Below are 26,366 nucleotides of genomic sequence, written 5' to 3'. Positions count from 1 at the left end.
TAATGGTTTATGTCACGCTTAGCCCATAACGACATTGGGAGAGTGCGTAATGAACAAGTGGAGTATCGGCGTTACCCTGTTGCTGGCCTCAACCAGCGTTCTGGCAAAAGACATCCAGCTGCTAAACGTTTCCTACGATCCAACGCGTGAGCTGTACGAACAGTACAACAAAGCGTTCAGTGCGCACTACAAACAGGAAACCGGCGATAACGTCGTCGTGCGTCAGTCGCATGGTGGTTCCGGTAAGCAGGCGACCTCAGTGATTAACGGCATTCGTGCGGATGTGGTCACGCTGGCGTTGCAATCGGATGTTGATGCCATTGCAGAGCGCGGTCGCATTGATAAGAACTGGATTCAGCGTCTGCCGGACAACTCTGCGCCTTACACTTCCACCATTGTCTTCCTGGTTCGTAAAGGCAACCCCAAAGGTATCCATGACTGGAGCGACCTGACAAAACCAGGCGTATCCGTTATCACGCCTAACCCGAAAACCTCCGGCGGCGCACGCTGGAACTATCTGGCCGCCTGGGGCTGGGCACTGGATCATAACAACGGCGATCAGGCCAAAGCGCTGGCGTATGTCAGAGCGCTGTTTAAAAATGTTGAAGTCCAGGATTCCGGTGCACGCGGCGCAACCAACACCTTCGTTGAGCGCGGAATTGGTGATGTGCTGATCGCCTGGGAAAACGAAGCTTATCTGGCCGTTAACAAACTGGGCAAAGACAAGTTCGAGATTGTTACCCCGGGCGAATCCATTCTGGCTGAACCGACCGTATCGGTGGTTGATAAAGTCGTGGATGAAAAGGGGACGCGTAAAGTTGCGGACGCTTATCTGAAATACCTCTACTCGCCAGAAGGCCAGACTATCGCTGCACAGAACTACTATCGTCCACGCGATGCTGACGTTGCGAAGAAATTTGCCAGCACCTTTGCGCCCGTGAAGCTGTTTACCATTCAGGACAAGTTTGGTGGCTGGGCGCAGGCGCAGAAAGCCCACTTCGCCGATGGCGGCAGCTATGACCAGGTGATGAAACCCTGATGCGTGGCGGTCAGCGCGCCCTGCGCTGACCGCTTATTCGCCACAATCACGCCTTTTCTCTTTTCCACTCAGTTGCTGGATCATCTCCCGGAATTCCCCGTGACATTCCTTTCTCGCCAGGCGAGGATGCAGGCTGCGAAGCCATTCAGGAAGCGTTGTTATGCCGACAAACCGTCGTGCAGCCAGCCTGGTTGCTGTTCTGCTGGCGCTGGTCATTGTGGGGATGCTGGTCGCCGCACTGCATTTCAAAAAGAACAGTGATGCACTCTGGCAGATCGTCAGCGAGAAATGCCTGCCTCATCAGCAAAGCCGCGGAGATCCTGCGCCCTGTCAGCGTGTCGATCAGCCGCATCGCTATGCCATGCTGAAAGATATGAACGGGCCGTTGCAGTATCTGCTGATCCCTCTCGACAGGATCACCGGCATCGAAAGCCCGCGGTTACTGCAACCCGGGACGCCTAATTACTTTGCCCTTGCCTGGCATGAACGAAACCTGCTTGCACAGCGACGCGGATCACCCATTGATGATCGGGTCCTGTCACTGGCCATTAATGCGCAATATGGCCGCACGCAAAACCAGCTCCATATTCATCTTTCCTGTCTGCGAAGTGATGTGCGTCAGCAGCTTGACCAGCTGACGCCGCAGCTTAGCGGGAAGTGGCAGAGCATCACCTTGCGCAAGCATCACTACTGGCTGCGGACGCTAACGGCCCCTGAACTGACTCAGCAGAGTGCGTTTATCCGCCTGGCAGACACGTTGCCAGGGGCGCGTACAGAGATGGGGAAATATGGACTGGCACTGGCTGAATTGAGCGATGGGCGAATGGTGCTGATGGCGATAGAGCGGAACTGGCTGCTGCTGAACAGCGGGTCGGCGGAGGAGTTGCAGGATCACACCTGTGAGCTGATTGCGCCCATAAAAAAGGCGGCGTAAGCGCCGCCCGTGTTCAGTATGTTAAGGCTCAGGCGCTTTTTGCAGCCGCTGCAGCTTTAACAATGACTGCGAAAGCGTCTGCTTTCAGAGACGCACCGCCAACCAGCGCACCGTCAATGTCAGGCTGGGTGAACAGCTCAGCCGCATTTTTGTCGTTGACTGAACCGCCGTACTGAATGATGACCTGTTCTGCGATAGCCGCATCTTTCTTCGCGATGTGATCACGAATGAATTTGTGTACGGCCTGTGCCTGAGCAGGGGTCGCAGATTTGCCGGTACCGATGGCCCAGACTGGCTCATACGCGATAACCGCATCTTTAAACGCTTCAGCGCCCTGGGTTTCCAGCACGGCATCCAGCTGACGAGCGCAGACTTCTTCGGTTTTACCCGCTTCGTTTTCCGCTTCGGTTTCACCAATACACAGCACCGGAACCAGACCCACAGACTTCAGCACCGCATATTTCTTCGCGATGAACTCGTCGCTCTCTTTGTGGTAAGTGCGGCGTTCTGAGTGACCGATAATGATATATTTCGCGCCGATATCTTTCAGCATCTCTGCGGAAACTTCACCGGTGAACGCGCCAGACAGGTTAACGTCCACGTTCTGCGCACCCAGTGCGATGTGGCTACCGGAGATGGCGTGTTTTGCCTGCTCGAGATAGAGCGCTGGCGGTGCAATGGCAACGCCACAACCCTCAACGCCAGACAGTTCCTTGCGCAGACCGGCGATCAGTTCAGCTGTGATCTGCTTGCTGCCATTCAACTTCCAGTTACCCATAACCAGTGGATGTCGCATTCTATCCTCCGCATAACGCGATACATGAAAAATCGCTGCCAGCTGGCAGCGTTGTCTGCCAGACAGTATAGAGATCAAATGTAGCGATGGCTTTGCTTTTCGTCATTTTCAGCCACATCATCAGGGACTCGCGAGCGCCAGTTTGACCGGTTCGACAGCGAATGTCAGTCCCTTGTCGCCGTTGTCAGCGACCACAAAACGCAGCGCGCCGTCGACCTGCGCAAAGTAGGGTAAATCCTTACCTTCTTTCAGCAAACCTTCCAGCTTCTTACGCCCCTCATCGGCGCTTAATCCCGGTACGAAGAAGCGCAACATAGCGGTCATATAGGCCAGCGCTTTTTGCTGAGAGGCGCTCTGGTCGGGGCCAGGCAGCGGCAGCCAGGTAATCTGCAGCGTTTTGATTTTACCGGTGCCGGGCTCCAGCGCGGTGGAGGCATAGAGGGTTTCGTTAATTTTGCTGGCAGCCCGCGTCAGGTTGCTCTTATCCCCCCGATTATCAATGGCGCGATACTCCGGCAGCATCAGCGCCGCGTTGGCCAGATTATATTTTTCGCGAAACTGGCCGATAGTCATATCAAAGGTGGGAGCGCCCGCCAGCAAATAAGGCGCGGTGGGTAACGCATCGGGCCGTTCCTGCGGTGGCGGATCGGCGGCAAAGACCGGAACCGTCAGCGCAAACGATAACAGCAGCGCGCCAGGCAAATTCTTCATTTTGTCGATCCTGTCCCGTAAACTCAGGCGCAAATTAAAACGGTTTTTATCCGCGAGGTCAAAAGCGCGGCGGTTCTCTTCTCTCTGGATGATAATGCATGACGTTACAACACTGGTGCTTTTCCTGGCGCGGCCGACTGGGACGACGGGATTTCTGGATCTGGCAGGCGGTCTGGTTACTGACTACGACCCTGTTGTTCGTCTTAGCAGCAAACGACTGGGTTGATACCCAGATGGCGGCCTTTGGCGTAGTCTGCCTGCTGTGGCCCGCCAGCGCGGTCATGGTTAAACGGCTGCACGATCGCAATCGACGCGGCTACTGGGGATTGCTGGTGATTGTTGCCTGGCTGCTGGTGGCGGGAAACTGGAGCATGCTGGGTGGCATTCTGCCCTGGCTGCTGGGCCGCGCCATTCCGTTTGTATTAATGGCTGGCCTGCTGCTCGATCTCGGCGTCTTTCGCGGTACCCCCGGCGCTAACCGGTTTGGTACCGCGACGCAGCCGGTGCGCTACCGGCAAACGACTCACCAGTAATGTTCACTGGTGATATGGCCCGGCTTGCGCTTCAGGTGTTTGCGCATCCCGCGCGTCTCTTTGAGTAATTGCTGGGTATCACGCACCATCTGCGGGTTGCCGCACAGCATGACATGGCTGCTGTCGGCATCCAGCGTCAATCCGGTGGCGCGTTCCAGCTCACCGTTTTCGATCAGCGCCGGCACCCGACCCGTCAGCGAACCGGGGATCGCTTCCCGGCTGACGACCGTCTGAATGTGCAGCCTGTCGTGATAGCGCTGTTGTAACTGCTGCATCAGCGGCAAAAAGCTCAGGTCGGCCGCATAGCGTGCAGCGTGCACCAGTACGATGTTTTCAAAGCGATCCAGGCCTTCTCCCTGCTGGAGCATCGACAGGTAGGGACCGATCGCGGTGCCGGTTGCCAGCATCCACAGGGTTTTGCACTCTGGCACTTCATCCAGCACAAAGAATCCCGCGGCTTCTTTGGTGACCATCACCTGATCGCCAGGCCGGAGTGCCTGCAGATGCGGACTCAGCTTGCCGTCCGGCACTGTGACCAGGTAAAACTCCAGCAGGTCATCTTTCGGCGCATTGACGTAGGAGTAAGCACGCTGCACCCGCTCACCGTCAATTTCCAGCGCCAGCTTGGCAAACTGCCCGGCGATAAAGGGATCGATGGGGGCGTTTACCCGGAGACTGAACAACGCATCTGTCCAGTTTTTCACTTCCTTTACTTCAGCATTGACCCACTCAGCCATAATCACTCCTGGGTTGTTGATTATTCAGGCAGGTCACCATTTTCGCGGCTGCCCGGCGAGATTGCCAGCCTGCGCCCAGGCAAAGGCTCTAATCGACAAACTGTTGCTTTGTCTTTACAGGCTGGCGCATAAACTTGACAGGCGCAAGCCGGGCCCTTTTCACTCAGCTCTCGCTTTGTCATCTAATCCTGATATTTTGCCCGCCATAACACGATGACTGGCGGGTGAACCGCTGTTTTAACCTCCTTTCACAGAAAGAAATTTTGCATATTCATGATTAGTAAACTGGAAAATCGCCCACTGCTGGTGATGCTCATTGTACTGGTGGCCGTCGGGCAGATGGCACAGACTATCTACGTTCCGGCCATGTCGGTAATGGCGGAAGCACTGAATGTGCGGGATGGCGCACTGCAGCGTGTGATGGCAGCCTATCTGATGACCTATGGCGGATCTCAGCTGATCTATGGTCCGCTGTCAGACAGCGTGGGCCGACGCCCCGTGATCCTGGCGGGCATGATGATCTTTATGATCGGCGCCATCACGGCGCTGATGGCGATCTCACTCGACATGCTGGTGCTGGGCAGCGCAATTCAGGGACTGGGAACCGGCGTGGCAGGCGTAATGGCCCGTACCATGCCGCGCGATCTCTACGAGGGTCACGCGCTGCGTCGCGCGAACAGCCTGCTGAATATGGGGATTCTGGTCAGCCCGCTGCTGGCACCGGTGATTGGCGCTCTGCTGACCCAGCTCATTGGCTGGCACGCCTGTTTCGCCTTTCTGCTGTTGCTCTGTCTGGCGGTGACCGTTTCAATGGCGCGCTGGCTGCCGGAGACCCGGCCGCAGAGTGCGGAAGTGACCCCTTTCTTTAAACGCTACGCCCGCCTGCTCAGCGATGCCAGTTTCGTGCGCTACATCATACTGCTGATTGGTGCGCTGGCCGGGATTGCGGTCTTTGAGTCGAGCTGTGGCATTCTGCTGGGCGGCGTGCTCGGCCTGCACAGCCTGACCGTCAGCATCCTGTTTATTCTGCCGATTCCGGCCGCGTTCTTCGGTGCCTGGTTTGCCGGGCGTGAGCAGGGTTCATGGCACAGCCTGATGTGGTGGGGTGTGAATAGCTGTCTGCTGGCGGGCATTCTGATGTGGATCCCGGCGTGGTTCGGCGTAATGAATATCTGGACATTGCTGATCCCGGCCGCGCTGTTCTTCTTTGGTGCCGGTATGCTGTTTCCGCTGGCGACCTCTGGCGCGATGGAACCTTATGCCTGGCTGGCGGGTAGCGCAGGTGCGCTAATCGGCGGTATGCAGAATCTGGGATCGGGTCTGGTAGCGTGGCTTTCAGCCATGATGCCGCAGCGCGATCAGTTCAGCCTTGGCATGCTGATGTTCTTTACGGCGCTGGTGATGCTGCTCTGCTGGTTGCCGCTCTCACGTCAGCCGGAGCGCGGCAACCAGCCGGTTACAGGATAAACGGATGGAGCGCCGGATCTTTACGGTCGAGATAGTGAATCGACTGGATACGGCGGATGGTGCGTGATTTACCGCGAATCAGCAGCGTTTCGCTGGTGGCGATATTGCCCTGACGCGTAATGCCTTTCAGCAGCTCGCCACTGGTAATGCCGGTGGCGGCAAACACCACGTTATCGTTGCGCGCCATCTCACTCAGCGTCAGTTTTTTACCCGCTTCAATCCCCATCTTTGCACAGCGCTGCAGCTCCTGCTCGCCGAGCAGGCGATTTTCAGCGCTGTCGCCTTTCACATGATGACGAGCCAGCAACCGGCCCTGCATATCGCCGTCCAGTGCCCGGATCACCGCCGCCGAGACCACGCCTTCCGGTGCGCCGCCAATGCCATACATCACATCCACTTCACTGTCCGGCATGCAGGTTAAAATCGAGGCGGCAACATCACCATCCGGGAAGGTAAATACCCGAACGCCCAGCTGCTGCAACTGGCTGATCACCGCATCATGGCGCGGCTTTGCCAGAATCGACACGGTCAGTTGCGACAGCGGTTTGTTCATTGCTATCGCGATATGACGCAGGTTGGTTTCCAGCGGCAGGTCGAGATCGATCGCACCGTGGGCTGCCGGACCGACAATCAGCTTCTCCATGTACATGTCGGGGGCGTGCAGAAAACTGCCCTTATCGCCCACGGCCATGACGGCCAGTGCGTTAGCCTGGCCCAGTGCCGTCATGCGGGTTCCTTCAATCGGGTCGACGGCAATATCGACCGCATCGCCGCGGCCGGTACCGACTTTTTCACCGATATAGAGCATCGGGGCTTCGTCGATTTCGCCTTCACCGATCACAATCTGACCGTCAATTTCAATGGAGTTCAGCACGTGACGCATGGCATGGACTGCCGCGCCGTCAGCCGCATTTTTGTCGCCGCGTCCTAACCAGTGATAGCCCGCCAGTGCGGCAGCTTCGGTTACGCGGGAAAATTCAATGGCAAGTTCTCGTTTCATGGCATCTACCTGACAAAAAACCGGCAGGCAGTGTAACACAGCGGGGCAGTGGGGCGGGCAAAAGGCCCGCGACGGCCAGCGTCGCGGGCAGGGAGATTACTCCTGATCTTCCCACGCTTGTGCGCGGGCAACGGCTTTTTTCCAGCCGGCATAACGGAAGTTACGCTCGGTCGTTTCCAGACTTGGACGGAACTCACGCTCGATAACCGCTTTAGCGCGCACCTCATCCAGATCCTGCCAGAAGCCAACCGCCAGACCTGCCAGATAGGCCGAACCCAGCGCAGTCACTTCACGGACTTCCGGACGCTCAACACGCGTGCCAAGAATGTCAGCCTGGAACTGCATCAGGAAGTTGTTGGAAACCGCACCCCCATCCACACGCAGTGCCTGCAGGCGGGTGTTGGCATCATTCTGCATCGCTTCCAGCACGTCACGTGTCTGATAAGCGATCGACTCCAGCGTCGCGCGAATAATGTGGTTAGCGTTTGCGCCACGCGTCAGACCGAAGATTGCGCCACGGGCATACGGGTCCCAGTAAGGTGCACCCAGGCCCGTGAAAGCAGGCACCATGTAAACGCCGTTGGTGTCTTTCACCTTCATCGCGAAGTATTCAGAGTCAGCGGCTTCGCTAATCAGCTTCATCTCGTCGCGCAGCCACTGAATAGAGGCACCCCCGATAAACACAGCACCTTCCAGCGCATAGTTCACTTCACCGCGCGGGCCACAGGCGATAGTGGTCAGCAGGCCATGGGTCGAGGTCACCGCTTCAGTGCCGGTGTTCATCAGCATAAAGCAGCCGGTGCCGTAGGTGTTTTTCGCCATGCCAGGCTGAACACAGAGCTGGCCATACAGTGCGGCCTGCTGGTCACCGGCAATACCGGCGATAGGAATACGTGTACCGCCTTTACCGCCGATGTTGGTCTGACCATAGACTTCAGATGAGGACTTCACTTCCGGCAGCATTTCACGCGGGATATCCAGGATATCCAGCATGCGCTGATCCCACTCCAGCTTGTGAATGTTGAACATCATGGTACGGGAGGCATTGGTGTAATCGGTGATATGCACGCGGCCCTGAGTCATTTTCCAGACCAGCCAGGTATCAACGGTACCGAACAGCAGCTCGCCACGTTTCGCACGCTCACGTGAGCCTTCAACGTGATCCAGAATCCACTTCACTTTAGTCCCGGAGAAGTAGGGGTTAATCACCAGACCCGTGGTGTGCTGGATGTACTCTTCCAGACCCTCTTTCTTCAGTTTGTTGCAGTAGTCGGCGGTGCGGGGATCCTGCCAGACGATAGCGTTGTAGATAGGTTTGCCGGTCTCTTTTTCCCAGACGATAGCGGTTTCGCGCTGGTTGGTGATACCGATTGCCGCAATCTCATCAGAGCGGATGTCGGCATGTGCCAGCACTTCAACCAGCGTAGAGCTTTGTGAAGCCCAGATATCCATCGGGTCATGCTCAACCCAGCCCGCTTTCGGGTAGATCTGGGTGAATTCGCGCTGCGATACCGCAACAATATTGGAATCGTGGTCGAGAATGACGGCGCGTGAGCTGGTTGTGCCCTGATCGAGCGCGACAATATATTTTTTATCTGTGGTAGTCATAAATTCAGTCCTGATGATAAAAGGTGAAACTTACGCTTTACGCTGCTGAGCGCGTGCAACCGGTTTGTCTGCTGGAATATTTGCAGGTTCTTTAGCGGCACCTGGCAGGTAGCGGCCAATCAGTGTGCGGTAACCCACTGCACCCAGGCAGGCACCTACCAGCGGTCCAAAAATAGGTACCAGGAAGTAAGGAATCTCTTTCCCCCCCGTGAAGGCAACGTTACCCCAGCCAGCGAAGAAGGCGAACAGCTTAGGTCCGAAATCACGTGCCGGGTTAAGAGCAAAGCCGGTCAGCGGACCCATTGATCCACCAATGACGGCGACCAGCAGGCCGATCAACAGCGGTGCCATTGGTCCACGCGGTACGCCGTTGCCATCGTCAGTCAGCGCCATAATCACCGCCATAAGCACTGCGGTAATAACCATCTCGACCAGGAATGCCTGACCTACGCTGATATGCGGGTTAGGATAGGTTGAGAAGATACCCGCCAGATCCAGACTCTGAACTGTACCGCGTACCATCTGATGACTTTGTTCGTAATCGAAAAAGAGGCTGTAATAGAGGCCATAAACCAGCGCGGCCGCGCAGAATGCTCCGGCGATTTGCGCCAGAATAAACGGCACCACTTTGCGACCTTCGAAGTTGGCGAACAGGCAGAGCGCAACCGTAACGGCAGGGTTCAGATGCGCACCGGATACCCCGGCGGTAAGATAGACAGCCATTGAGACCGCTAAGCCCCAGATGATACAGATTTCCCACTGACCGAAGGCGGCACCGGCGAGTTTCAGTGCAGCAACACAGCCTGCGCCGAAGAAAATAATCAAGCCTGTCCCCAGAAATTCGGCAATACACTGACCTTTGAGCGTGTTAGTTGTCTGACTCATAATAGTGGTTCCTGAAGCGAGGTTAAATTTTATCAGTTTTTGTTCTCAGTCCATGAGGCACCCAGCTTTTATGTAGGGCTGATGTGAATTTATCGTTAACGAACATAAACGAGAAATAGCGAAATCGTTTTTTGTGTACTGTGTCATAAAAATGCGCGTTTTCGCGTATTCTGGCTTTCTTAACCCATTATTCGCGCCTTGTTAAAGCGATACCGGGCCAGTACGGGAACGCAGCCACAGTAAGCGCAGCGTAAATTCAGGGATTGGCTGAAAAGTGTTACAGACTCCCCCTGCAAAGGCCGCGTTGCTGGACTTGAGGGGTGAGGCTACATACAATCGGGACAACGTTGCTGGCTTAAGCTGGCATCATCAACGCCTTGCAGGAATTTAGGAGAGGTCAGAAAGATGTCATTTGAAGTGTTTGAGAAACTGGAAGCGAAAGTACAGCAGGCGATTGATACCATCACCCTGTTGCAGATGGAAATCGAAGAGCTGAAAGAGCAGAACAACTCACTGCGTAACGATGCGCAACAAGTCGCGGGCAACCACGATGCGCTGATGCGTGAAAATCAGCACCTGAAAGAAGAGCAACACGTATGGCAGGAACGTCTGCGTGCATTGCTGGGAAAAATGGAAGAGGTTTGAAGCCTCAGCTGACATGAAAAACGGGTGCTCAGGCACCCGTTTTCATGTCTGGCTTATTCGAGGTCCAGCGCATCCTCTGACAGAATAATGCCCGTGTTATCGGCATAGAGATGGTCGCCGGAGAAGAAGGTGACGCCGCCGAAATTGACGCGCACATCGCTTTCGCCAATCCCTTCACCCGCTGCGCCTGCCGGAATTGCCGCAATCGCCTGAATGCCGATCTCCAGTTCTTCCAGCTCATCAACCTGGCGTACGGAACCATAAATCACCAGGCCTTCCCACTCGTTGGCTGCCGCCAGGCGTGCCAGTTGTGCATCCACCAGCGCACGACGCACGGAGCCGCCGCCATCAATTACCAGCACGCGACCCCGGCCATTCTCTTCCAGCAGATCATAGAGTAAGCCGTTGTCTTCAAAGCATTTCACTGTGGTAATCTGACCACCGAATGAAGTGCGCCCACCAAAATTTGAAAAAAGCGGTTCAACAACATTCACTTCTTCATGGTAGATATCGCAGAGTTCAGATGTATCGTATTTCATAAGGGTTTCGTCTGTTTGCCACAGGAAAGGTAAGTATATCGCTATATGCAGATTGTTGGCAAAATCATCACTATGAAAAAAGCATCGTTCGATCAAGAACATGCATAAAAAAGCCCAGCCGGATGGGCTGGGCTTCTGAAAAGCGCTGAGTCAGTGAATCAGAGAATGAAGCGGCTAAGGTCTTCGTCAGCCACCAGTTCATCCAGATGTTTACCCACATATTCAGCATCGATGGTTACGGATTCACCGTGACGATCGCTGGCGTCATACGAGATATCTTCCATCAGACGTTCCAGCACGGTATGCAGACGGCGCGCACCGATGTTTTCGGTGGTTTCGTTGACCTGCCATGCGGCTTCAGCGATCCGGCGAATACCGTCTTCGGTGAACTCGATGTTCACGCCTTCGGTATTCATCAGTGCTTTGTACTGCACGGTAATGGAGGCATTTGGCTCGGTCAGGATGCGCTGGAAGTCGTTCACGGTCAGCGCCTGCAGCTCTACACGGATCGGCAGACGACCCTGCAGTTCCGGAATCAGATCAGAAGGGCTGGCAACCTGGAACGCGCCTGAGGCGATAAACAGGATGTGATCGGTTTTGACCATGCCATGCTTGGTCGAGACGGTACAGCCTTCAACCAGCGGCAGCAGGTCGCGCTGAACACCTTCACGTGAGACATCCGGGCCACCGGCATTCTGGCCGCCGCGCTTACAGATTTTGTCGATCTCATCGATAAACACGATACCGTGCTGTTCAACGGCATCGATGGCGTCCTGCTTAAGCTCTTCCGGATTAACCAGTTTTGCCGCTTCTTCTTCAATCAGCAGCTTCATCGCTTCTTTGATCTTCAGCTTGCGGGCTTTCTGCTTCTGGCCGCCGAGGTTCTGGAACATCGACTGCAGCTGGCTGGTCATCTCTTCCATGCCCGGAGGTGCCATGATCTCAACACCCGGACCGCTGGCGGCCAGGTCGATCTCAATCTCTTTATCGTCCAGCTGGCCTTCACGCAGCTTCTTGCGGAACGACTGGCGCGCCGCAGACGGCTCAGCGCTTTGCTCTGACTGGCCCCAGTTGTTTTTCGCGGGCGGAATCAGCACATCAAGAATGCGCTCTTCGGCCATCTCTTCGGCACGATATTTATTTTTTTCAATCGCCTGACTGCGTACCATCTTGATGGCCGAATCGGTCAGATCACGAATGATAGAGTCAACTTCCTTACCGACATAACCCACTTCGGTAAATTTCGTCGCCTCGACTTTGATAAACGGTGCATTGGCCAGCTTCGCCAGACGACGGGCGATCTCGGTTTTACCGACACCGGTCGGACCGATCATCAGGATATTTTTAGGGGTAACTTCATGGCGCAGCTCTTCGTCGAGCTGCATGCGACGCCAGCGGTTACGCAGTGCAATAGCCACGGCGCGCTTAGCGCTGTCCTGGCCGATGATAAAGCGGTTCAGTTCGCTGACGATTTCGCGTGGAGTCATCTCAGACATATTTATACCCTTACGCCTTAGACGTTAATTCTTCGAAATTAACGTTGTGGTTAGTGTAGATGCAGATATCACCCGCGATATTCAGCGACTTCTCAACGATGTCGCGTGCGCCCATGTCGGTATTCTCCAGCAGCGCACGTGCCGCTGCCTGGGCAAAAGGCCCACCAGAGCCGATGGCGATCAGATCGTTTTCAGGCTGGATGACGTCACCGTTACCGCTGATGATCAGAGACGCTGACTCATCCGCGACGGCCAGTAAGGCTTCAAGACGACGCAGCATACGGTCAGTACGCCAGTCTTTAGCGAGTTCCACCGCGGCTTTTACCAGGTGGCCCTGATGCATTTCCAGCTTACGTTCGAAAAGTTCAAACAGAGTGAAGGCGTCTGCGGTGCCGCCAGCAAATCCGGCAATCACCTTATCGTTGTATAAACGACGCACTTTTTTAACGTTGCCTTTCATCACGGTATTGCCGAGCGTAGCCTGGCCATCACCGCCAATCACTACCTGGCCGTTGCGTCGTACACTTACTATTGTTGTCACGGGCAGACCCCTTGTTGCAGTCGGAAAAGGACTCCGCGCACGGGGCGCGGAGTATCATGCAACAGATATGGGGCGGGTTTGACGGGTTTCAACCCCCGACGGAGAGCGGAATGCAGCTGGTGTGTCCGGAACTGCGCAGGCGTTTCAGGGTGCTGTCAGCGGATGCACGATCTTTATAAGGACCGATAACCACACGATTCCAGCCACCACCGGTAGTAATACGGCTTTCAAAGCCTTCAAAGGCTAAGCCTGCACGCACCGATTCAGCCTGGTCAGTGCCTTTAAATGAACCACACTGTACCATCCAGCGCTGCGAAGAGGCTTTCTCTGCCGGTTTCGCCTTCGCCGTCTCCTGCGGTTTTGACTGCACCTCTGGTTCCCGCGTAATGGGGGCAGGCTGAGTCTGACGCTGTACGTTTTGCTGCTGCTGCTGCTGCTGCTGCTGACGTTGCTGTTGCTGTTGCTGTTGCTGTTGTTGCTGACGCTGTTGTTGTTGCAGCAACTGCTGCTGGCGTTGCTGTTGCTGCTGAGCCTGCAACTGCTGACGCTGCTGCTGCTGTTGTTGCTGAACCTGCTGTTGCTGAGCCTGTTGCTGCTGTCGTTGCAGCTGTTGCAACTGCTGCTGATGCTGCAGCGTTTGCTGACGCTGTGCTGGCGTCTGTTCGTTCCACGGCACTTCATTGAGCTGCGTTGGCTGCTGACGCATATCCGCCTGCATCTGCTCCAGCAACTGACGCTGCTCGTCGGTCAGCTGTGTCTGCGACTTCACTTCGCCACCCGAAGAGGGTTCGATAGGGGTCGGCACCGTAACCTGACGGTTCTCCAGCTCTTTGATGTATTTCCAGCGCTCTTCAGGCTTTGGCGGTAAGCCATTGCCGTTGGCTTTATGATCCGTAATGACCGGCACGTCTTCTTTCTTGTGGTGCGCCAGGAACCATAAACCACCGGCAAAGGTCACCAACACTGCGACCGCCAGTACAATCATCAGTTTAGATGTTCCCGAACCGCCTTTGCTCTTCTTGCCACGGCTGGGGCTTTTTTTGCGACGCGTCCCTGTTGAACGCCCGCGGCCTACGTAATCTTTTTGTGCCACTCTCGTTCTTATACCCTTCAAAAATAGTGCCAGATGGGCGAAATGATGATTTTTACGCGCCCGGCAAGGAGTCCGCCATGTTACTCAAGGGTCGGAACTTTGACCAGCAGTGTTCGCCTTAAGAATCTACTGAAAAAATCAGACGAATTCGCTTATTTTTCACGCTTTTTTGCGCGGGCCGTGCTGCCACGAATCGTTAAACCGGCATCCAGCAGTCGCGAGCCGCTGATGACCCGTTTACCATTTAACTCATCCAGCAGCAGGAGCATTGCTTCCCGGCCAATCTGATAACGTGGCTGCGTGACCGTGGTCAGCGGCGGCTCGCAGTATCGTGACAGCTCAATGTCATCGAATCCCACGACCGAGAGATCCTCGGGTATCCGCAGTCCACAGCGTCTGGCCTGATTCATTGCTCCCAGCGCCATAATATCGCTGTGGCAGAACAGTGCGCGTGGCGGCTGCGGCAGGGTCATCAACTGATTCATGGCGGCAACGCCTGCTTCAAACGTGAAGTCACCGCGCACAATATAAGTGGGATCGACGGTCAGCCCGCTGCGGCGCATCGCCTGTACATAGCCCTGCAAACGATACTGACAGAGCGGCATCTCTTCGGGTCCGGCTATACAGGCGATTTGCGTGTGGCCTAACTGCAGTAAATGATTGACCGCTTCAAATGCGGCGGTCAGGTTATCGATGTGAACCGTGGGCAGTGACATTTCCGGCGCAAACTCATTCGCCATCACCATGGGTGGCAGGTTGCGTTGCTCATCGATGCTGGCATCAAAGGGCAACTGTGAACCGAGCAGCACCATGCCATCAATCTGCCGCGTGACCATCAGATTGAGAAAGGTTCTCTCCTGCTGATTCTGATGAGCGCAGTCACCAATCAGGACCAGATAACCCTCTTCGGCTGCCGTGACTTCGATGCCACGAATGATTTCACTAAAGAAGGGGTCGCAGATGTCAGGGACAATAACCAGGATGGTTCGCGTTTCGTTACGCCGCGCGTTCCGCGTGGGGCCATGTGCCGCATAGCCGACGGCGGCAACCGCCTGCTCGACTTTCTGGCGGGTAGCCGCAGACACTTTCTCCGGATTCATCAGCGCACGCGATACGGTGGCGGTTGAGACGCCCGCATGTTCCGCGACATCTTTCATCGTGGCGGCGGGCGATTGTTGATTCTGCTCCAACACATGCTCCTGACGCGTTATGGCGCGTTCGATTCTGTTTTTGCCTGACCTGAAAGCAAGCCGGGCAACATTGTTAACGATTGCCCGGCTTGTTGTTACTTAATTTGCATAAAAATTGTGACTTATGCGACGTTTTTCGATCTGGCTCGCAGTGTCAGCAAAAATCAGCTTTCGGTAGGGTCGATATCCAGCGTCCATTTTACTTTGCGCGCAGCAGGCAGGGTTGAAATCAGCGGCAGTGAACTGCTCAGCAGCTGCTGCAGACGCTGGCGGGAAGGATGTTGCAGCAGCAGTTGCCAGCGCCAGCGTCCACTGCGTTTAGGTTGCAGGGCGGGCAACGGACCCATAAACCACATTGCCTTGTCATTCAGCGGGCTCGCCTCCAGCAGGTTGCGAAGTTGTTGCAGAAATTCGGCTGCCTGCTGGTTATCCATATCTTCAGCGCGGAACAGTGCATGGCGGCTCCAGGGTGGCAGGTGGACGGCCTGTCGCTCCAGCAGCGCCTGCTGGGCAAACGCTGAATAGCCCTGGTGCAACAGGGTCTGCAGCAAGGGATGTTCCGGGTGGTGCGTCTGCAGTAACACCTCGCCCTGCTTACCGGCACGGCCAGCACGGCCTGCTACCTGGGTATAGAGCTGAGCAAAGCGCTCTGCCGCACGGAAATCGGCTGAGAACAGCGCACCATCAACATCCAGCAGTGAGACCAGCGTGACATCGGGAAAGTGATGACCTTTGGCCAGCATCTGGGTGCCGACCAGGATGCGTGCGCCGCCACGGTGAACGTCAGCCAGATGCTGCTCCAGCGCCCCTTTGCGGCTGGTGGTGTCACGATCGATTCGCGACACCGGCACGCCCGGAAAGAGTGTGCCGAGCTGCTGCTCCAGTTGCTCTGTCCCGACGCCTACCGGCAGCAGGTGGGTTGAACCACACTGGGGGCATTGATGAGGAAGCGGACGCTGGCTGTCGCAATGGTGGCAGCGTAGCTGGCGGTGGTGCTGATGCAATGTGTAGTAACGGTCACAGCGGGTACACTCGGCAATCCAGCCGCAATCGTGACAGAGCAGGGCGGGCGAAAAACCGCGGCGGTTAAGAAACAGCAACACCTGATTGTCGGCCTGCAGATGCTGGCGCATTTTACCAATCAGGCCCGGTGCCAGGCCGCCGATCAACTGCGCGCCCTTTAAGTCGATAAGCTGTTGCAGCGCCGGTCTGGCGTTACCGGCACGTTTTGTCAGGTCGAGCTGGCGATACTTGCCGCTGCGGACATTGTGCAGCGTCTCCAGAGCGGGCGTCGCCGATCCCATGACAATCGGGATATCTTCTTCATGTGCGCGGAAGACAGCCAGATCGCGCGCCTGATAGCGCCAGCCTTCCTGCTGTTTATAAGAGCTGTCATGCTCTTCATCGATAATGATGACGCCCGGACGGGCCAGCGGCGTAAACAGTGCTGATCGGGTACCAATCACAATCGCTGTTTCACCGCGACGGGCACGCAACCAGACCGCCAGCCGCTCACTGTCATTTAATGCGGAGTGCAGTACGTCGATGGGCGCATCAAAACGTTCGCGAAAGCGGGCGATAGTCTGCGGAGTCAGGCCAATCTCCGGCACCAGTACCAGCGCCTGTTTGCCGCGTGCCAGCACATTTTCCAGCACGCTGAGGTAAACCTCGGTTTTGCCGGAACCGGTAATGCCTGCCAGCAGCCAGGCGGCATAATGTTCATCATCTGCCCGAATCGCACCCACGGCCATCGCCTGATCGGTGTTCAGTCGCAGCCGTTCGCCTTTTACAGCATAAGTGGAGCGCCAGTCGTGCATCTGCGGCTGATGCTCATGCAGTTCGCATAATCCTTTAGCCCGCAGTGCCTGTAATGTCGCCTCGGTGAGATCGTGTTCACTGACCTGATGCCGGTAGAGTGGTTGCTGACGCAGGGCAGCCAGCGCCTGCTGCTGTTTCGGTGCCCGCTTTAAACTCTCCGGTGCGGTTGCCCGACCCTGCTCGGTGATTTCCCAGCGCCACAGGGGCGTGTCCTGTGCCGCTTTGCCCTGGCGCAGCAGCACCGGAATCGCGTGGCTCAGCACTTCACCCTGCGGCGAGTGATAGTAACTGGCGGCCCAGTTCAGGATGCGCCACAGCGACGGCGGATAGAGCGACTCACTGTCCAGCACTTCGACCACGCGCTTGAGCTGTGCTTCCGGCAGATCGCTCTTCTCACGAAAGGCGACCACAATCCCGATCATTCTGCGATTGCCAAAGGGCACACTCACGCGACCGCCAATGACCGGCTGCGCACCCAGGGGCGGCAGATAATCAAACAGGCGGGGCAACGGGACGGGCAGGGCAACCTGAACAACGGGCATAACTCTCTCTTTCCGGCTCAATTATCGGGGAAGGTAGTGTACACGCTGACCCTGATGGCGGGTATCTCAGCAGAGATTTGCAGCAATCAAAACTTGCCTGTATAATATGCCGCCTTCGGTGAGAAGATCTTGCCGGAGTACACCCTAAAATGTTCAACCGCGTGTGGTGCTGTGCAGGTTAACGCCTGGCACGGAGAGCGACACGGCCTTCTATGAGGTTTCCCATGAAACAAGGTATTCACCCGAAATACGAAGCAGTTACTATCAAATGTACCTGCGGTAACGAGATCCACACCCGTTCAACACTGACTCACGAACTGAACCTGGACGTTTGTGGCAAATGCCACCCGTTCTATACCGGTAAGCAGCGTGAAGTGGCAACTGGTGGCCGTGTTGACCGCTTTAACAAGCGTTTCAGCGTGCCAGGCGCTAAAAAATAAGATTAAAAGGCACCTGAACCTGCGGGTTCGGCGGCAAGAAAAAACCCAGCTTCGGCTGGGTTTTTTTATGCTCTGACGAATCAATATTCCCAGGTGTCGGGATCGATGCCCATATCGCGCATGATCTTTTTCGCTTCTTCGGGAATTTCATCGCTGCGTTCTTTGCGCAGGTCCACGTCGTCCGGCAACGGTTGCCCGGTAAAGGCATGCAAAAAGGCTTCGCAAAGCAGCTCGCTGTTGGTGGCGTGACGCAGGTTATTCACCTGACGACGGGTACGCTCATCCGTTAAAATCTTCAGCACGCTCAATGGGATAGACACTGTAATCTTCTTGACCTGCTCGCTCTTCTTACCGTGCTCAGCGTACGGGCTGATATATTCGCCGTTCCATTCAGCCATGGGTTACCTTAATTAATAAACGTTAAATGTGAGGAAATCAGCGAATTATGCCTGATTTTTTCCTGCCTGACCCCTGATATGGCGGGTTTTCTTCGCTCGCAGCCTCTGCATCACAAAGGGGAACGCCAGGCGATGACGCATAATTTTAGCGGTTATTGCGTTTTTGCTCAATCTATACGCAAAGACATTTAGATGTCCAGATGTATTGACGTCTAATTAGAGGGTGATATTCTGTGGACTACATTTTCTTAACTCTTCAGGAACAATTCGCTCATGACGCGTAAACCGGCAACCATCGCAGTGCGCAGCGGTTTGAATGATGACGAGCAATATGGCTGCGTTGTCCCGCCCATCCACCTTTCTACGACCTATAACTTCCTGGATTTCAATGAGCCTCGTGCGCATGATTACTCCCGTCGTGGCAATCCCACACGTGATGTCGTTCAGCGAACGCTGGCGGAACTGGAAGGCGGCGCGGGCGCGGTATTAACCAATACCGGGATGTCAGCCATTCACCTGGTCACGACGGTGTTCCTGAAGCCTGGCGATCTGCTGGTTGCGCCACACGACTGTTATGGCGGCAGCTATCGGTTGTTCGACAGCCTGAGTAAACGCGGCGCGTATCGGGTGAAATTTGTCGACCAGGGTGATCTGGTGGCGCTGCAGGCGGCACTGGATGAAAAACCGAAACTGGTGCTGATTGAAAGCCCCAGCAATCCGCTGCTGCGCGTCGTGGATATCAGCGCGATTTGCAGCGCTGCACGCGCGGCAGGTGCCGTCAGCGTAGTGGACAATACCTTTATGAGCCCGGCGCTGCAGAATCCTCTGGCGCTGGGTGCGGACCTGGTGATCCACTCCTGTACCAAATACCTTAACGGCCACTCCGATGTGGTGGCGGGTGCGGTCATTGCCAGCGATCCGCAACTGGCGACCGACCTGGCCTGGTGGGCGAACAACATCGGTGTGACCGGTGCAGCGTTTGACAGTTATCTGCTGCTGCGCGGCATCCGCACGCTGGCACCACGCATTGCCGCCGCACAGCGCAACGCACTTGCGATTGTGGACTATCTGAAGCAGCAGAAGCAGGTGAAAAAGTTGTATCATCCTTCGTTGCCGGAAAACGCCGGACACGAACATGCAGTACGTCAGCAGCGCGGCTTTGGTGCCATGCTGAGTTTCGAGGTCGACGGTGATGAGGCGCTGCTGCGTCGCTTCCTGAAAGCGTTGCGGCTATTTACGCTGGCGGAATCGCTGGGCGGCGTAGAGAGCCTGATTTCCCACACCGCCACCATGACGCACGCGGGGATGTCGGCAGAAGCACGCGCGGCAGCGGGCATTTCCGATACGCTGCTACGGGTTTCTGTTGGTATTGAAGATCACGAAGATTTAATTGCCGATCTGGATAATGCATTCCGGGTCGCAGCCGAGGGTTAAGCATGACGATTTCAGCAGGCGCGGGAACGCCAGACATCAGGCAGTTGCATAAGTTTGGTGGCAGCAGCCTGGCCGATGCACGGTGCTATCAGCGCGTTGCCAGCATTATGGCGGACTACAGCCAGCCGGGCGATCTGATGGTGGTCTCTGCGGCAGGTTCAACCACCAACCAGCTGATTAGCTGGCTGAAACTAAGCCAGAACGATCGGCTCTCTGCGCATCAGGTGCAACAGGCCTTACGGCGCTATCAGAGTGAACTGATTGGTGCGCTGCTGCCTGCTGATATCGCCGAACCGTTAATCAGTGCATTTATCCGCGATCTGGAAAAGCTCGCCATACTGCTGGATGCGCCGATTACCGATGCGGTCTATGCCGACGTGGTCGGGCACGGTGAAATATGGTCGGCACGCCTGATGTCAGCGGTACTGAGCCAGCGTGACCTGCAGGCCTGCTGGCTCGACGCGCGTGAGTTTCTGCGTGCCGAACGTGCCGCTCAGCCGCAGGTCGATGAGGGTAAATCCTGGCCACTGCTGCAGACGTTGCTGGCGCAGCATCCGCACAAGCGCATCGTGGTGACCGGCTTTATCAGCCGCAACGATGCCGGTGAAACCGTCCTGCTCGGCCGCAACGGCTCCGACTATTCTGCCACGCAGATTGGTGCGCTGGCGGGTGTCGGCCGTGTGACTATCTGGAGCGATGTCGCGGGCGTTTACAGCGCCGATCCCCGAAAAGTGTCTGACGCCTGTCTGCTGCCGCTGTTGAGGCTGGATGAAGCCAGTGAGCTGGCTCGCCTGGCGGCTCCGGTGCTGCACACCCGCACGCTGCAGCCGGTTTCAGGCAGCGATATCGACCTGCAACTGCGTTGCAGCTATCAGCCAGAGCAGGGCTCAACCCGCATTGAGCGCGTACTGGCCTCCGGGACCGGTGCGCGTATCGTGACCAGTCACGATGATGTTTGCCTGATTGAGATTCAGCTGCCAGAGCAGCATGACTTCGCCATCCTGCACAAAGAGATTGACCTGCTGCTGAAGCGCGCACAGCTGCGGCCGCTGGCTTTTGGCGTGCATCCTGACCGTCAGCTGCTGCAACTCTGTTACACCTCCGAAGTGGTCAACAGTGCCTTTACGCTGCTACAGGACGCCGCTCTGCCGGGGCATCTGCAGCTGCGTGATGGCCTGGCACTGGTGGCGCTGGTGGGCGCTGGCGTCACCCGCAATCCCTTGCATACCCATCGCTTCTGGCAGCAGTTAAAAGATCAGCCTGTTGAGTTCATCTGGCAGTCAGAAGAGCACATCAGCGTGGTTGCGGTGCTGCGCGTCGGGCCGACCCAGCATCTTATCCAGGGCCTGCATCAGTCGCTGTTCCGGGCCGAAAAGCGCATCGGCCTGATGCTGTTTGGCAAAGGCAATATCGGTTCACGCTGGCTTGAGCTGTTTGCCCGCGATCAGGAAACGCTGTCAGCGCGTACCGGCTTTGAATTTGTGCTGGCGGGCGTCGCGGACAGCCGCCGCAGCCTGCTGAGCTATGAGGGGCTGGATGCCAGCCGTGCACTCGCTTTCTTTGATGATGAAGCAGTGGAACGCGATGAAGAGTCGCTGTTCCTGTGGATGCGTGCGCACCCCTTTGATGACCTGGTGGTGCTGGATGTTACGGCCAGCACGCCACTGGCGCAGCAGTATCTCGACTTCGCCAGCCACGGTTTTCATGTGATTAGCGCCAACAAGGTTGCGGGTGCGTCTGACAGCCAGACCTGGCGGCAGATCCGCGATGCCTTCACCAAAACCGGGCGTCACTGGCTCTATAACGCCACTGTGGGTGCAGGCCTGCCGATTAACTACACGGTGCGCGATCTGCGCGACAGCGGCGATACCATTCTGGCGATCAGCGGGATCTTCTCCGGTACGCTGTCATGGCTGTTCCTGCAGTTTGATGGCACGGTGCCGTTTACCGAGCTGGTGGATCAGGCATGGCAGCAGGGCTTAACCGAGCCCGATCCGCGTGCCGATCTCTCGGGTCAGGATGTGATGCGCAAGCTGGTGATCCTGGCGCGTGAGGCGGGCTACAACATCGAGCCGGATCAGGTGCGCGTTGAATCGCTGGTGCCGAACAACTGTCAGCAGGGCTCTGTGGACCATTTCTTTGAAAATGGTGAAGAGCTGAACGAGCAGATGCTGCAGCGGCTGGAGGCGGCGCGGGAGATGGACCTGGTGCTGCGCTACGTTGCCCGTTTTGATGCTAACGGCAAGGCACGCGTAGGCGTTGAAGCGGTGCGTCCGGAGCATCCGCTGGCCGCGCTGCTGCCATGCGATAACGTCTTTGCCATTGAGAGCCGCTGGTATCGCGACAATCCGCTGGTGATCCGCGGGCCAGGCGCAGGCCGGGATGTCACCGCAGGCGCTATCCAGTCAGACATTAATCGCCTCGCGCAACTGCTGTAACCCCTCCTCATCAGGCGCTTCGGCGCCTGTTTTCAATGCGTTATCGCCTTACTGTTGAAATCGCCTCATGTTGATTGAAAATTGATCACGTCTGTTGACCATTTTTACGTTGACGGCACCCTCCGATTGCGTCATTTTGAACATCTGGACGTCTAAACGTGTAGATGTTTGCGGGCCGATTATTAATCAGTGAGGGTGCAGGATGAGTTTCTTTCATGCTAATCAGCGCGAAGCGCTAAACCAGAGCCTGGCTGAGCTGAACGGGCAAATTAATGTTTCATTTGAGTTCTTTCCACCGCGTACCCGCGAAATGGAAGAGACCCTGTGGACCTCCATTGATCGCCTGAGCAGTCTGAAACCGACCTTCGTTTCTGTGACCTACGGTGCGAACTCAGGCGAACGCGATCGCACTCACAGCATTATCAAAGGCATTAAAGATCGCACCGGTCTGGAGGCTGCACCCCATCTGACCTGTGTCGATGCCACGCGTGATGAACTGCGTACCATCGCGCAGGATTACTGGAACAACGGCATCCGTCATATTGTGGCGCTGCGTGGCGATCTGCCCCCTGGCAGCGGTAAGCCAGAAATGTACGGCAGCGATCTGGTGTCGCTGCTGAAAGAAGTGGGCGATTTTGATATTTCCGTCGCTGCCTACCCGGAAGTCCATCCCGAAGCGAAAAGCGCCCAGGCCGACCTGATTAACCTCAAACGAAAAATTGATGCAGGCGCAAACCGGGCAATTACCCAGTTTTTCTTCGACGTCGAAAGCTATCTGCGCTTCCGCGATCGCTGTGTCGCCACCGGCATTGACGTGGAAATTGTGCCGGGCATCTTGCCGGTCTCTAACTTTAAACAGCTGCAACGCTTTGCCACGCTGACCAATGTGCGCGTGCCGGGCTGGATGAGCGCGATGTTTGCCGGGCTGGATGATGATCCGGAAACACGCAAAATGGTGGGAGCGAATATCGCGATGGATATGGTGAAGATCCTGTCACGCGAAGGGGTGAAAGATTTCCATTTTTACACGCTGAACCGTGCCGAAATGAGTTACGCCATCTGCCACACGTTAGGGGTCCGCCCTGTTGCGGCTGCGGCTTAGCCGCTCTGCTTACACCAGTAAAAAAGTCGGGAATGTCCCGACTTTTTTACTGCTGCTGTCTGGCGGCGCGAACGGTGGTCCGCGCCTGACCAGAATTAACCGGTATTGCGCATGCCTGCCGCGACACCCGCGATAGTGACCATCAGTGCCTGCTCAACGCGGGCATCCGGTTCTTCACCACGCGCTTCCTGCGCACGGGAACGATGCAGCAGTTCGGCCTGCAGTACGTTGAGCGGGTCGGTATAGACGTTACGCAGCGCAATCGACTCGGCAATCCACGGCTGGTCAGCCATCAGGTGTGAGTCGTTGGCGATGGTCAGTACCGCTTTGATATCGGCATCAAGCTGATCGCGCAGCTGTTTGCCCAGCGGCCAGAGTGATTTATCGACCAGACGCTGATCGTAATATTCCGCCAGCCACAGGTCCGCTTTCGAGAACACCATCTCCAGCATACCCAGACGGGTAGAGAAGAATGGCCAGTCGCGGCACATGGCTTCCAGCTGATCCTGATGACCGGCCGCCATCGCCTGCTGCAGCGCAGCACCGGCACCGAGCCAGGCGGGCAGCATCAGACGGTTCTGCGTCCAGGCAAAAATCCACGGAATCGCACGCAGTGACTCTACGCCACCCGTGGGACGACGTTTGGCCGGACGTGAGCCGAGCGGTAATTTACCCAGCTCCTGCTCCGGCGTCGCTGAACGGAAATAGGGGACGAAGTCAGTATTTTCACGAACATACCCGCGATACATCGCACAGGAGTCAGCAGAGAGCTGATCCATGATGTCGCGCCATTCGCGTTTTGGCTCTGGCGGCGGCATCAGGTTTGCTTCCAGAATCGCGCCGGTGTAGAGCGACAGGCTGGCGATGGTCACGGCCGGTAAACCATATTTAAAGCGGATCATCTCGCCCTGTTCGGTCACGCGCAGACCGCCGCGCAGGCTGCCTGGCGGCTGTGACAGCAGTGCCGCATGAGCGGGTGCGCCGCCACGGCCAATGCTGCCGCCGCGTCCGTGGAACAGCGTCAGGGAAATACCGGCCTTCTCGCAGGTTTTAATCAGGGCATCCTGCGCCTGATATTGCGCCCAGCTGGCGGCCATCACCCCGGCATCTTTCGCCGAGTCAGAATAGCCAATCATCACCATCTGTTTGCCCTGAATAAAGCCGCGATACCAGTCGATACTCAGCAGCTGGCTCATCACGTCGTTCGCGTTGTTCAGGTCATCAAGCGTTTCAAACAGCGGCGCAACCGGCATCGCATAGCTGATACCGGCTTCTTTCAGCAGCAGATGCACGGCCAGCACGTCGGACGGCGTTTTTGCCATAGAGATAACATAAGCGGCGATAGAGCCCTGCGGCGCTTCCGCCGCGACGCGACAGGTCTCCAGCACTTCACGCGTCTCATCGCTGGGTTCCCAGCTGCGTGGCAGCAGCGGACGCTTGGAATTCAGTTCACGGATCAGGAAAGCCTGCTTGTCCGCTTCGGACCAGCTTTCATAATCGCCGAGGCCCAGGTAACGGGTGACTTCAGCGATCGCTTCCGTGTGGCGGGTACTTTCCTGACGCAGATCGATACGCACCAGTGGGACGCCAAAGCATTTCACGCGGCGCAGCGTATCGAGTAACTGACCGTTGGCGATAATGCCCATGCCGCACTGTTGCAGCGACTCGTAGATGGCAAACAGTGGGTTCCACAGTTGATCGTTTGAGACCAGCAGATCGGCCGGGCGAGGCAGACGCTCACCTTTCAGGCGTCGCTCCAGGAATGACTGGGTAGTCATTAACTGGCTGCGCAGGCGTTTCAGGATCACGCGGTAAGGTTCGATCGCCTCCGGATCGCCGCTGAGTTCGCGGATCTCGTCGTTGCACTCAGACATCGACAGCTCGGAGATCAATACGCCGATATCACGCAGGAACAGGTCTGTGGCTTTCCAGCGGCTCAGTTGCATGACATGACGGGTGATCGATGCGGTGACGTTCGGGTTACCGTCGCGGTCGCCACCCATCCATGAGGTGAACTGAACCGGCACGAAATCGACCGGCAGCTTAATGCCAAACGCCTCTTCGACCTGCTCGTTCAGCTCACGCAGGAAGGCCGGAACACCTTCCCACAGGCTGTTTTCCACCACGGCAAAGCCCCATTTGGCTTCGTCGACAGGGGTCGGACGATATTTGCGGATCTCATCGGTGTGCCACGCCTGCGCCACCAGCTGACGCAGACGACGCATAATCTGGTTACGTTCGTAGTCAGAGACGTCGCTGTGATCGAGCTGTTTCAGGCAGCTGTTAACCTCAACCAGCTTGTGAATCAGCGTACGACGGGTGATTTCGGTCGGATGTGCAGTCAGCACCAGCTCCAGTGACAGCGATTCAATGGCTGCCAGAATGTCGGTTTCGCTGATATCTTTCTGCTGCTTCAGGGTATCAAAGGTCTTTTTCAGCAGTTCCGGATGGTTCTCACCTTCGCCACTCTGCGAGATGGTCTGATACTGCTCAGCCACGTTGGTGAGGTTCAGAAACTGGCTGAATGCGCGTGCAACCGGCAGAAGCTCTTCGTTTGAGAGGTTCTGCAGCGTATTGAGCAGTTCTTTACGATGAGTGTCATTGCCTGCACGGGATGACTTGGAGAGCTTACGGATGGTTTCCACCTGGTCGAGGATGTTCTCTCCCAGTGCATCCTTAATCGTATCCCCGAGCAGTTTGCCGAGCATACTGACATTACTTCGCATTGCGGAATATTGTTCGTTCATTGGACCCTGACACCCTTATCGTCTTGAAAAACTTCTACACCCGACCTTTCAGGCAGCAGAAAAATCAGCAACATCGTGTTCCCGATAATCTACAGGGAACCGGCTCCGTTGCCGCCTGTCCACATTCTGAAACGTTCTGGATAATCACCCGGTGGGCATAACATCGTCTTTTATCTAGCCACGTAATGTTGCGTTCGTCAAATGCGTTAAAGTGCGCTGAAGATGTGGCTAAC

Annotated in this window: 23 protein-coding genes; 9 read left to right on the top strand and 14 right to left on the bottom strand. The window is 56.3% G+C overall.

The genetic code is table 11. The features are described from left to right. The first annotated feature begins 49 nt into the window (after positions 1 to 49). Positions 50 to 1,039 (top strand): sulfate ABC transporter substrate-binding protein, encoded by a 990-nt coding sequence (locus tag N5J69_RS19085; RefSeq protein WP_279772205.1) that lies wholly within the window; start codon positions 50 to 52, stop codon positions 1,037 to 1,039. Positions 1,040 to 1,199: 160 nt separating this feature from the next. Further along, a complete protein-coding gene (locus N5J69_RS19080) occupies positions 1,200 to 1,973 on the top strand; it encodes a CDP-diacylglycerol diphosphatase (protein ID WP_279772204.1) in 774 nt (257 codons plus the stop codon). A gap of 28 nt (positions 1,974 to 2,001) precedes the next feature. Here the strand turns inward: N5J69_RS19080 and tpiA are convergent, their stop codons facing one another. After that, the gene (gene tpiA, locus N5J69_RS19075; protein WP_010258199.1) at positions 2,002 to 2,769 is read right to left on the bottom strand and encodes a triose-phosphate isomerase; all 768 of its coding nucleotides are present in this window, start codon (positions 2,767 to 2,769) and stop codon (positions 2,002 to 2,004) included. A 120-nt stretch (positions 2,770 to 2,889) separates the two neighbouring features. Continuing rightward, positions 2,890 to 3,480: a DUF1454 family protein gene (locus N5J69_RS19070; protein ID WP_275222590.1), complete on the bottom strand. Its 591-nt coding sequence runs from the start codon at positions 3,478 to 3,480 to the stop codon at positions 2,890 to 2,892. Positions 3,481 to 3,578: 98 nt separating this feature from the next. Between N5J69_RS19070 and N5J69_RS19065 the strand changes: the two genes are divergently transcribed. Continuing rightward, complete coding sequence (locus tag N5J69_RS19065) at positions 3,579 to 4,013, top strand: DUF805 domain-containing protein (RefSeq protein ID WP_279772203.1); 435 nt, start codon at positions 3,579 to 3,581, stop codon at positions 4,011 to 4,013. Here the strand turns inward: N5J69_RS19065 and fpr are convergent. Next, positions 4,004 to 4,750, bottom strand: coding sequence for a ferredoxin--NADP(+) reductase (gene fpr / locus N5J69_RS19060; RefSeq protein ID WP_279772202.1), 747 nt, complete (start codon positions 4,748 to 4,750; stop codon positions 4,004 to 4,006). The genes N5J69_RS19065 and fpr overlap by 10 nt on opposite strands. Positions 4,751 to 5,023: 273 nt before the next feature. Here fpr and emrD point away from each other — a divergent pair, with 273 nt between their 5' ends. Beyond that, positions 5,024 to 6,217: a multidrug efflux MFS transporter EmrD gene (gene emrD / locus N5J69_RS19055; RefSeq protein WP_279772201.1), complete on the top strand. Its 1,194-nt coding sequence runs from the start codon at positions 5,024 to 5,026 to the stop codon at positions 6,215 to 6,217. Here emrD and glpX read toward each other — a convergent pair. The 3 genes from glpX to N5J69_RS19040 form a co-directional block, all read right to left on the bottom strand. After that, positions 6,207 to 7,217 carry a class II fructose-bisphosphatase gene (gene glpX / locus N5J69_RS19050; RefSeq protein WP_279772200.1) on the bottom strand — a complete coding sequence of 337 codons (1,011 nt, stop codon included), beginning with the start codon at positions 7,215 to 7,217 and terminating at the stop codon, positions 6,207 to 6,209. The two genes, emrD and glpX, sit on opposite strands and share 11 nt — an antisense overlap. Positions 7,218 to 7,313: 96 nt before the next feature. After that, positions 7,314 to 8,825, bottom strand: coding sequence for a glycerol kinase GlpK (gene glpK / locus N5J69_RS19045; protein ID WP_279772199.1), 1,512 nt, complete (start codon positions 8,823 to 8,825; stop codon positions 7,314 to 7,316). Positions 8,826 to 8,855: 30 nt separating this feature from the next. After that, entirely contained in the window at positions 8,856 to 9,710 is an 855-nt protein-coding gene (locus tag N5J69_RS19040; RefSeq protein ID WP_279772198.1) for an MIP/aquaporin family protein, read from the bottom strand. Positions 9,711 to 10,115: 405 nt separating this feature from the next. Between N5J69_RS19040 and zapB the strand changes: the two genes are divergently transcribed. Continuing rightward, positions 10,116 to 10,355, top strand: a complete 240-nt coding sequence (gene zapB, locus N5J69_RS19035) for a cell division protein ZapB (protein WP_003851242.1) — start codon at positions 10,116 to 10,118, stop codon at positions 10,353 to 10,355. A 53-nt stretch (positions 10,356 to 10,408) separates the two neighbouring features. Here zapB and rraA read toward each other — a convergent pair whose 3' ends face one another. From rraA to priA, 6 genes are all read right to left on the bottom strand, one after another. Continuing rightward, positions 10,409 to 10,894: a ribonuclease E activity regulator RraA gene (rraA, locus tag N5J69_RS19030; RefSeq protein ID WP_279772197.1), complete on the bottom strand. Its 486-nt coding sequence runs from the start codon at positions 10,892 to 10,894 to the stop codon at positions 10,409 to 10,411. 158 nt (positions 10,895 to 11,052) lie between these two features. Further along, positions 11,053 to 12,390 carry an HslU--HslV peptidase ATPase subunit gene (gene hslU, locus N5J69_RS19025; RefSeq protein WP_279772196.1) on the bottom strand — a complete coding sequence of 446 codons (1,338 nt, stop codon included), beginning with the start codon at positions 12,388 to 12,390 and terminating at the stop codon, positions 11,053 to 11,055. A 10-nt stretch (positions 12,391 to 12,400) separates the two neighbouring features. Then, positions 12,401 to 12,931 (bottom strand): ATP-dependent protease subunit HslV, encoded by a 531-nt coding sequence (gene hslV / locus N5J69_RS19020; RefSeq protein ID WP_279772195.1) that lies wholly within the window; start codon positions 12,929 to 12,931, stop codon positions 12,401 to 12,403. An 88-nt stretch (positions 12,932 to 13,019) separates the two neighbouring features. Then, positions 13,020 to 14,024 (bottom strand): cell division protein FtsN, encoded by a 1,005-nt coding sequence (gene ftsN, locus N5J69_RS19015; RefSeq protein WP_279772194.1) that lies wholly within the window; start codon positions 14,022 to 14,024, stop codon positions 13,020 to 13,022. A 152-nt stretch (positions 14,025 to 14,176) separates the two neighbouring features. Continuing rightward, on the bottom strand, positions 14,177 to 15,214 hold the full coding sequence (gene cytR / locus N5J69_RS19010) for a DNA-binding transcriptional regulator CytR (RefSeq protein ID WP_279772193.1): 1,038 nt from the start codon (positions 15,212 to 15,214) through the stop codon (positions 14,177 to 14,179). A 164-nt stretch (positions 15,215 to 15,378) separates the two neighbouring features. Beyond that, the gene (gene priA / locus N5J69_RS19005) at positions 15,379 to 17,574 is read right to left on the bottom strand and encodes a primosomal protein N' (RefSeq protein WP_279772192.1); all 2,196 of its coding nucleotides are present in this window, start codon (positions 17,572 to 17,574) and stop codon (positions 15,379 to 15,381) included. 224 nt (positions 17,575 to 17,798) lie between these two features. On the opposite strand from priA, the gene rpmE reads away from it, so the two are divergent. Further along, positions 17,799 to 18,014: a 50S ribosomal protein L31 gene (gene rpmE / locus N5J69_RS19000; protein WP_003851227.1), complete on the top strand. Its 216-nt coding sequence runs from the start codon at positions 17,799 to 17,801 to the stop codon at positions 18,012 to 18,014. 80 nt (positions 18,015 to 18,094) lie between these two features. On the opposite strand, the gene metJ is transcribed toward rpmE, so the two are convergent. Next, a complete protein-coding gene (gene metJ / locus N5J69_RS18995; RefSeq protein WP_003851225.1) occupies positions 18,095 to 18,412 on the bottom strand; it encodes a met regulon transcriptional regulator MetJ in 318 nt (105 codons plus the stop codon). A gap of 273 nt (positions 18,413 to 18,685) precedes the next feature. Here metJ and metB point away from each other — a divergent pair, with 273 nt between their 5' ends. The 3 genes from metB (at position 18,686) to metF (ending at position 23,386) form a co-directional block, all read left to right on the top strand. Further along, positions 18,686 to 19,846, top strand: a complete 1,161-nt coding sequence (metB, locus tag N5J69_RS18990) for a cystathionine gamma-synthase (RefSeq protein WP_279772191.1) — start codon at positions 18,686 to 18,688, stop codon at positions 19,844 to 19,846. 2 nt (positions 19,847 to 19,848) lie between these two features. After that, positions 19,849 to 22,284 (top strand): bifunctional aspartate kinase/homoserine dehydrogenase II, encoded by a 2,436-nt coding sequence (locus N5J69_RS18985; protein ID WP_279772190.1) that lies wholly within the window; start codon positions 19,849 to 19,851, stop codon positions 22,282 to 22,284. Between the two features lie 202 nt (positions 22,285 to 22,486). Beyond that, a complete protein-coding gene (metF, locus tag N5J69_RS18980) occupies positions 22,487 to 23,386 on the top strand; it encodes a methylenetetrahydrofolate reductase (protein ID WP_279772189.1) in 900 nt (299 codons plus the stop codon). A gap of 95 nt (positions 23,387 to 23,481) precedes the next feature. Here the strand turns inward: metF and ppc are convergent, their stop codons facing one another. Further along, the gene (ppc, locus tag N5J69_RS18975; protein WP_279772188.1) at positions 23,482 to 26,133 is read right to left on the bottom strand and encodes a phosphoenolpyruvate carboxylase; all 2,652 of its coding nucleotides are present in this window, start codon (positions 26,131 to 26,133) and stop codon (positions 23,482 to 23,484) included. Between the last annotated feature and the right edge of the window lie 233 nt (positions 26,134 to 26,366).

This window comes from Pantoea sp. GD03673, assembly GCF_029844725.1.
Classification (GTDB): domain Bacteria; phylum Pseudomonadota; class Gammaproteobacteria; order Enterobacterales; family Enterobacteriaceae; genus Pantoea.
Note: the sequence above shows the minus strand (reverse complement) of the source record. Positions and strands in the feature narration are given on the sequence as shown.

Excerpts from the sequence above, each read along its gene's own strand:
- N5J69_RS19070 (WP_275222590.1), bottom strand. The coding sequence starts at position 3,480 with ATGAAGAATTTGCCTGGCGCGCTGCTGTTATCGTTTGCGCTGACGGTT.
- ppc (WP_279772188.1), bottom strand. The coding sequence starts at position 26,133 with ATGAACGAACAATATTCCGCAATGCGAAGTAATGTCAGTATGCTCGGC.
- N5J69_RS19085 (WP_279772205.1), top strand. The coding sequence starts at position 50 with ATGAACAAGTGGAGTATCGGCGTTACCCTGTTGCTGGCCTCAACCAGC.
- hslU (WP_279772196.1), bottom strand. The coding sequence starts at position 12,390 with ATGTCTGAGATGACTCCACGCGAAATCGTCAGCGAACTGAACCGCTTT.
- N5J69_RS19040 (WP_279772198.1), bottom strand. The coding sequence starts at position 9,710 with ATGAGTCAGACAACTAACACGCTCAAAGGTCAGTGTATTGCCGAATTT.
- metJ (WP_003851225.1), bottom strand. The coding sequence starts at position 18,412 with ATGGCTGAATGGAACGGCGAATATATCAGCCCGTACGCTGAGCACGGT.
- N5J69_RS19080 (WP_279772204.1), top strand. The coding sequence starts at position 1,200 with ATGCCGACAAACCGTCGTGCAGCCAGCCTGGTTGCTGTTCTGCTGGCG.
- emrD (WP_279772201.1), top strand. The coding sequence starts at position 5,024 with ATGATTAGTAAACTGGAAAATCGCCCACTGCTGGTGATGCTCATTGTA.
- priA (WP_279772192.1), bottom strand. The coding sequence starts at position 17,574 with ATGCCCGTTGTTCAGGTTGCCCTGCCCGTCCCGTTGCCCCGCCTGTTT.
- rpmE (WP_003851227.1), top strand. The coding sequence starts at position 17,799 with ATGAAACAAGGTATTCACCCGAAATACGAAGCAGTTACTATCAAATGT.
- fpr (WP_279772202.1), bottom strand. The coding sequence starts at position 4,750 with ATGGCTGAGTGGGTCAATGCTGAAGTAAAGGAAGTGAAAAACTGGACA.
- N5J69_RS18985 (WP_279772190.1), top strand. The coding sequence starts at position 19,849 with ATGACGATTTCAGCAGGCGCGGGAACGCCAGACATCAGGCAGTTGCAT.
- metF (WP_279772189.1), top strand. The coding sequence starts at position 22,487 with ATGAGTTTCTTTCATGCTAATCAGCGCGAAGCGCTAAACCAGAGCCTG.
- rraA (WP_279772197.1), bottom strand. The coding sequence starts at position 10,894 with ATGAAATACGATACATCTGAACTCTGCGATATCTACCATGAAGAAGTG.
- metB (WP_279772191.1), top strand. The coding sequence starts at position 18,686 with ATGACGCGTAAACCGGCAACCATCGCAGTGCGCAGCGGTTTGAATGAT.
- N5J69_RS19065 (WP_279772203.1), top strand. The coding sequence starts at position 3,579 with ATGACGTTACAACACTGGTGCTTTTCCTGGCGCGGCCGACTGGGACGA.
- zapB (WP_003851242.1), top strand. The coding sequence starts at position 10,116 with ATGTCATTTGAAGTGTTTGAGAAACTGGAAGCGAAAGTACAGCAGGCG.
- glpX (WP_279772200.1), bottom strand. The coding sequence starts at position 7,217 with ATGAAACGAGAACTTGCCATTGAATTTTCCCGCGTAACCGAAGCTGCC.
- tpiA (WP_010258199.1), bottom strand. The coding sequence starts at position 2,769 with ATGCGACATCCACTGGTTATGGGTAACTGGAAGTTGAATGGCAGCAAG.
- glpK (WP_279772199.1), bottom strand. The coding sequence starts at position 8,825 with ATGACTACCACAGATAAAAAATATATTGTCGCGCTCGATCAGGGCACA.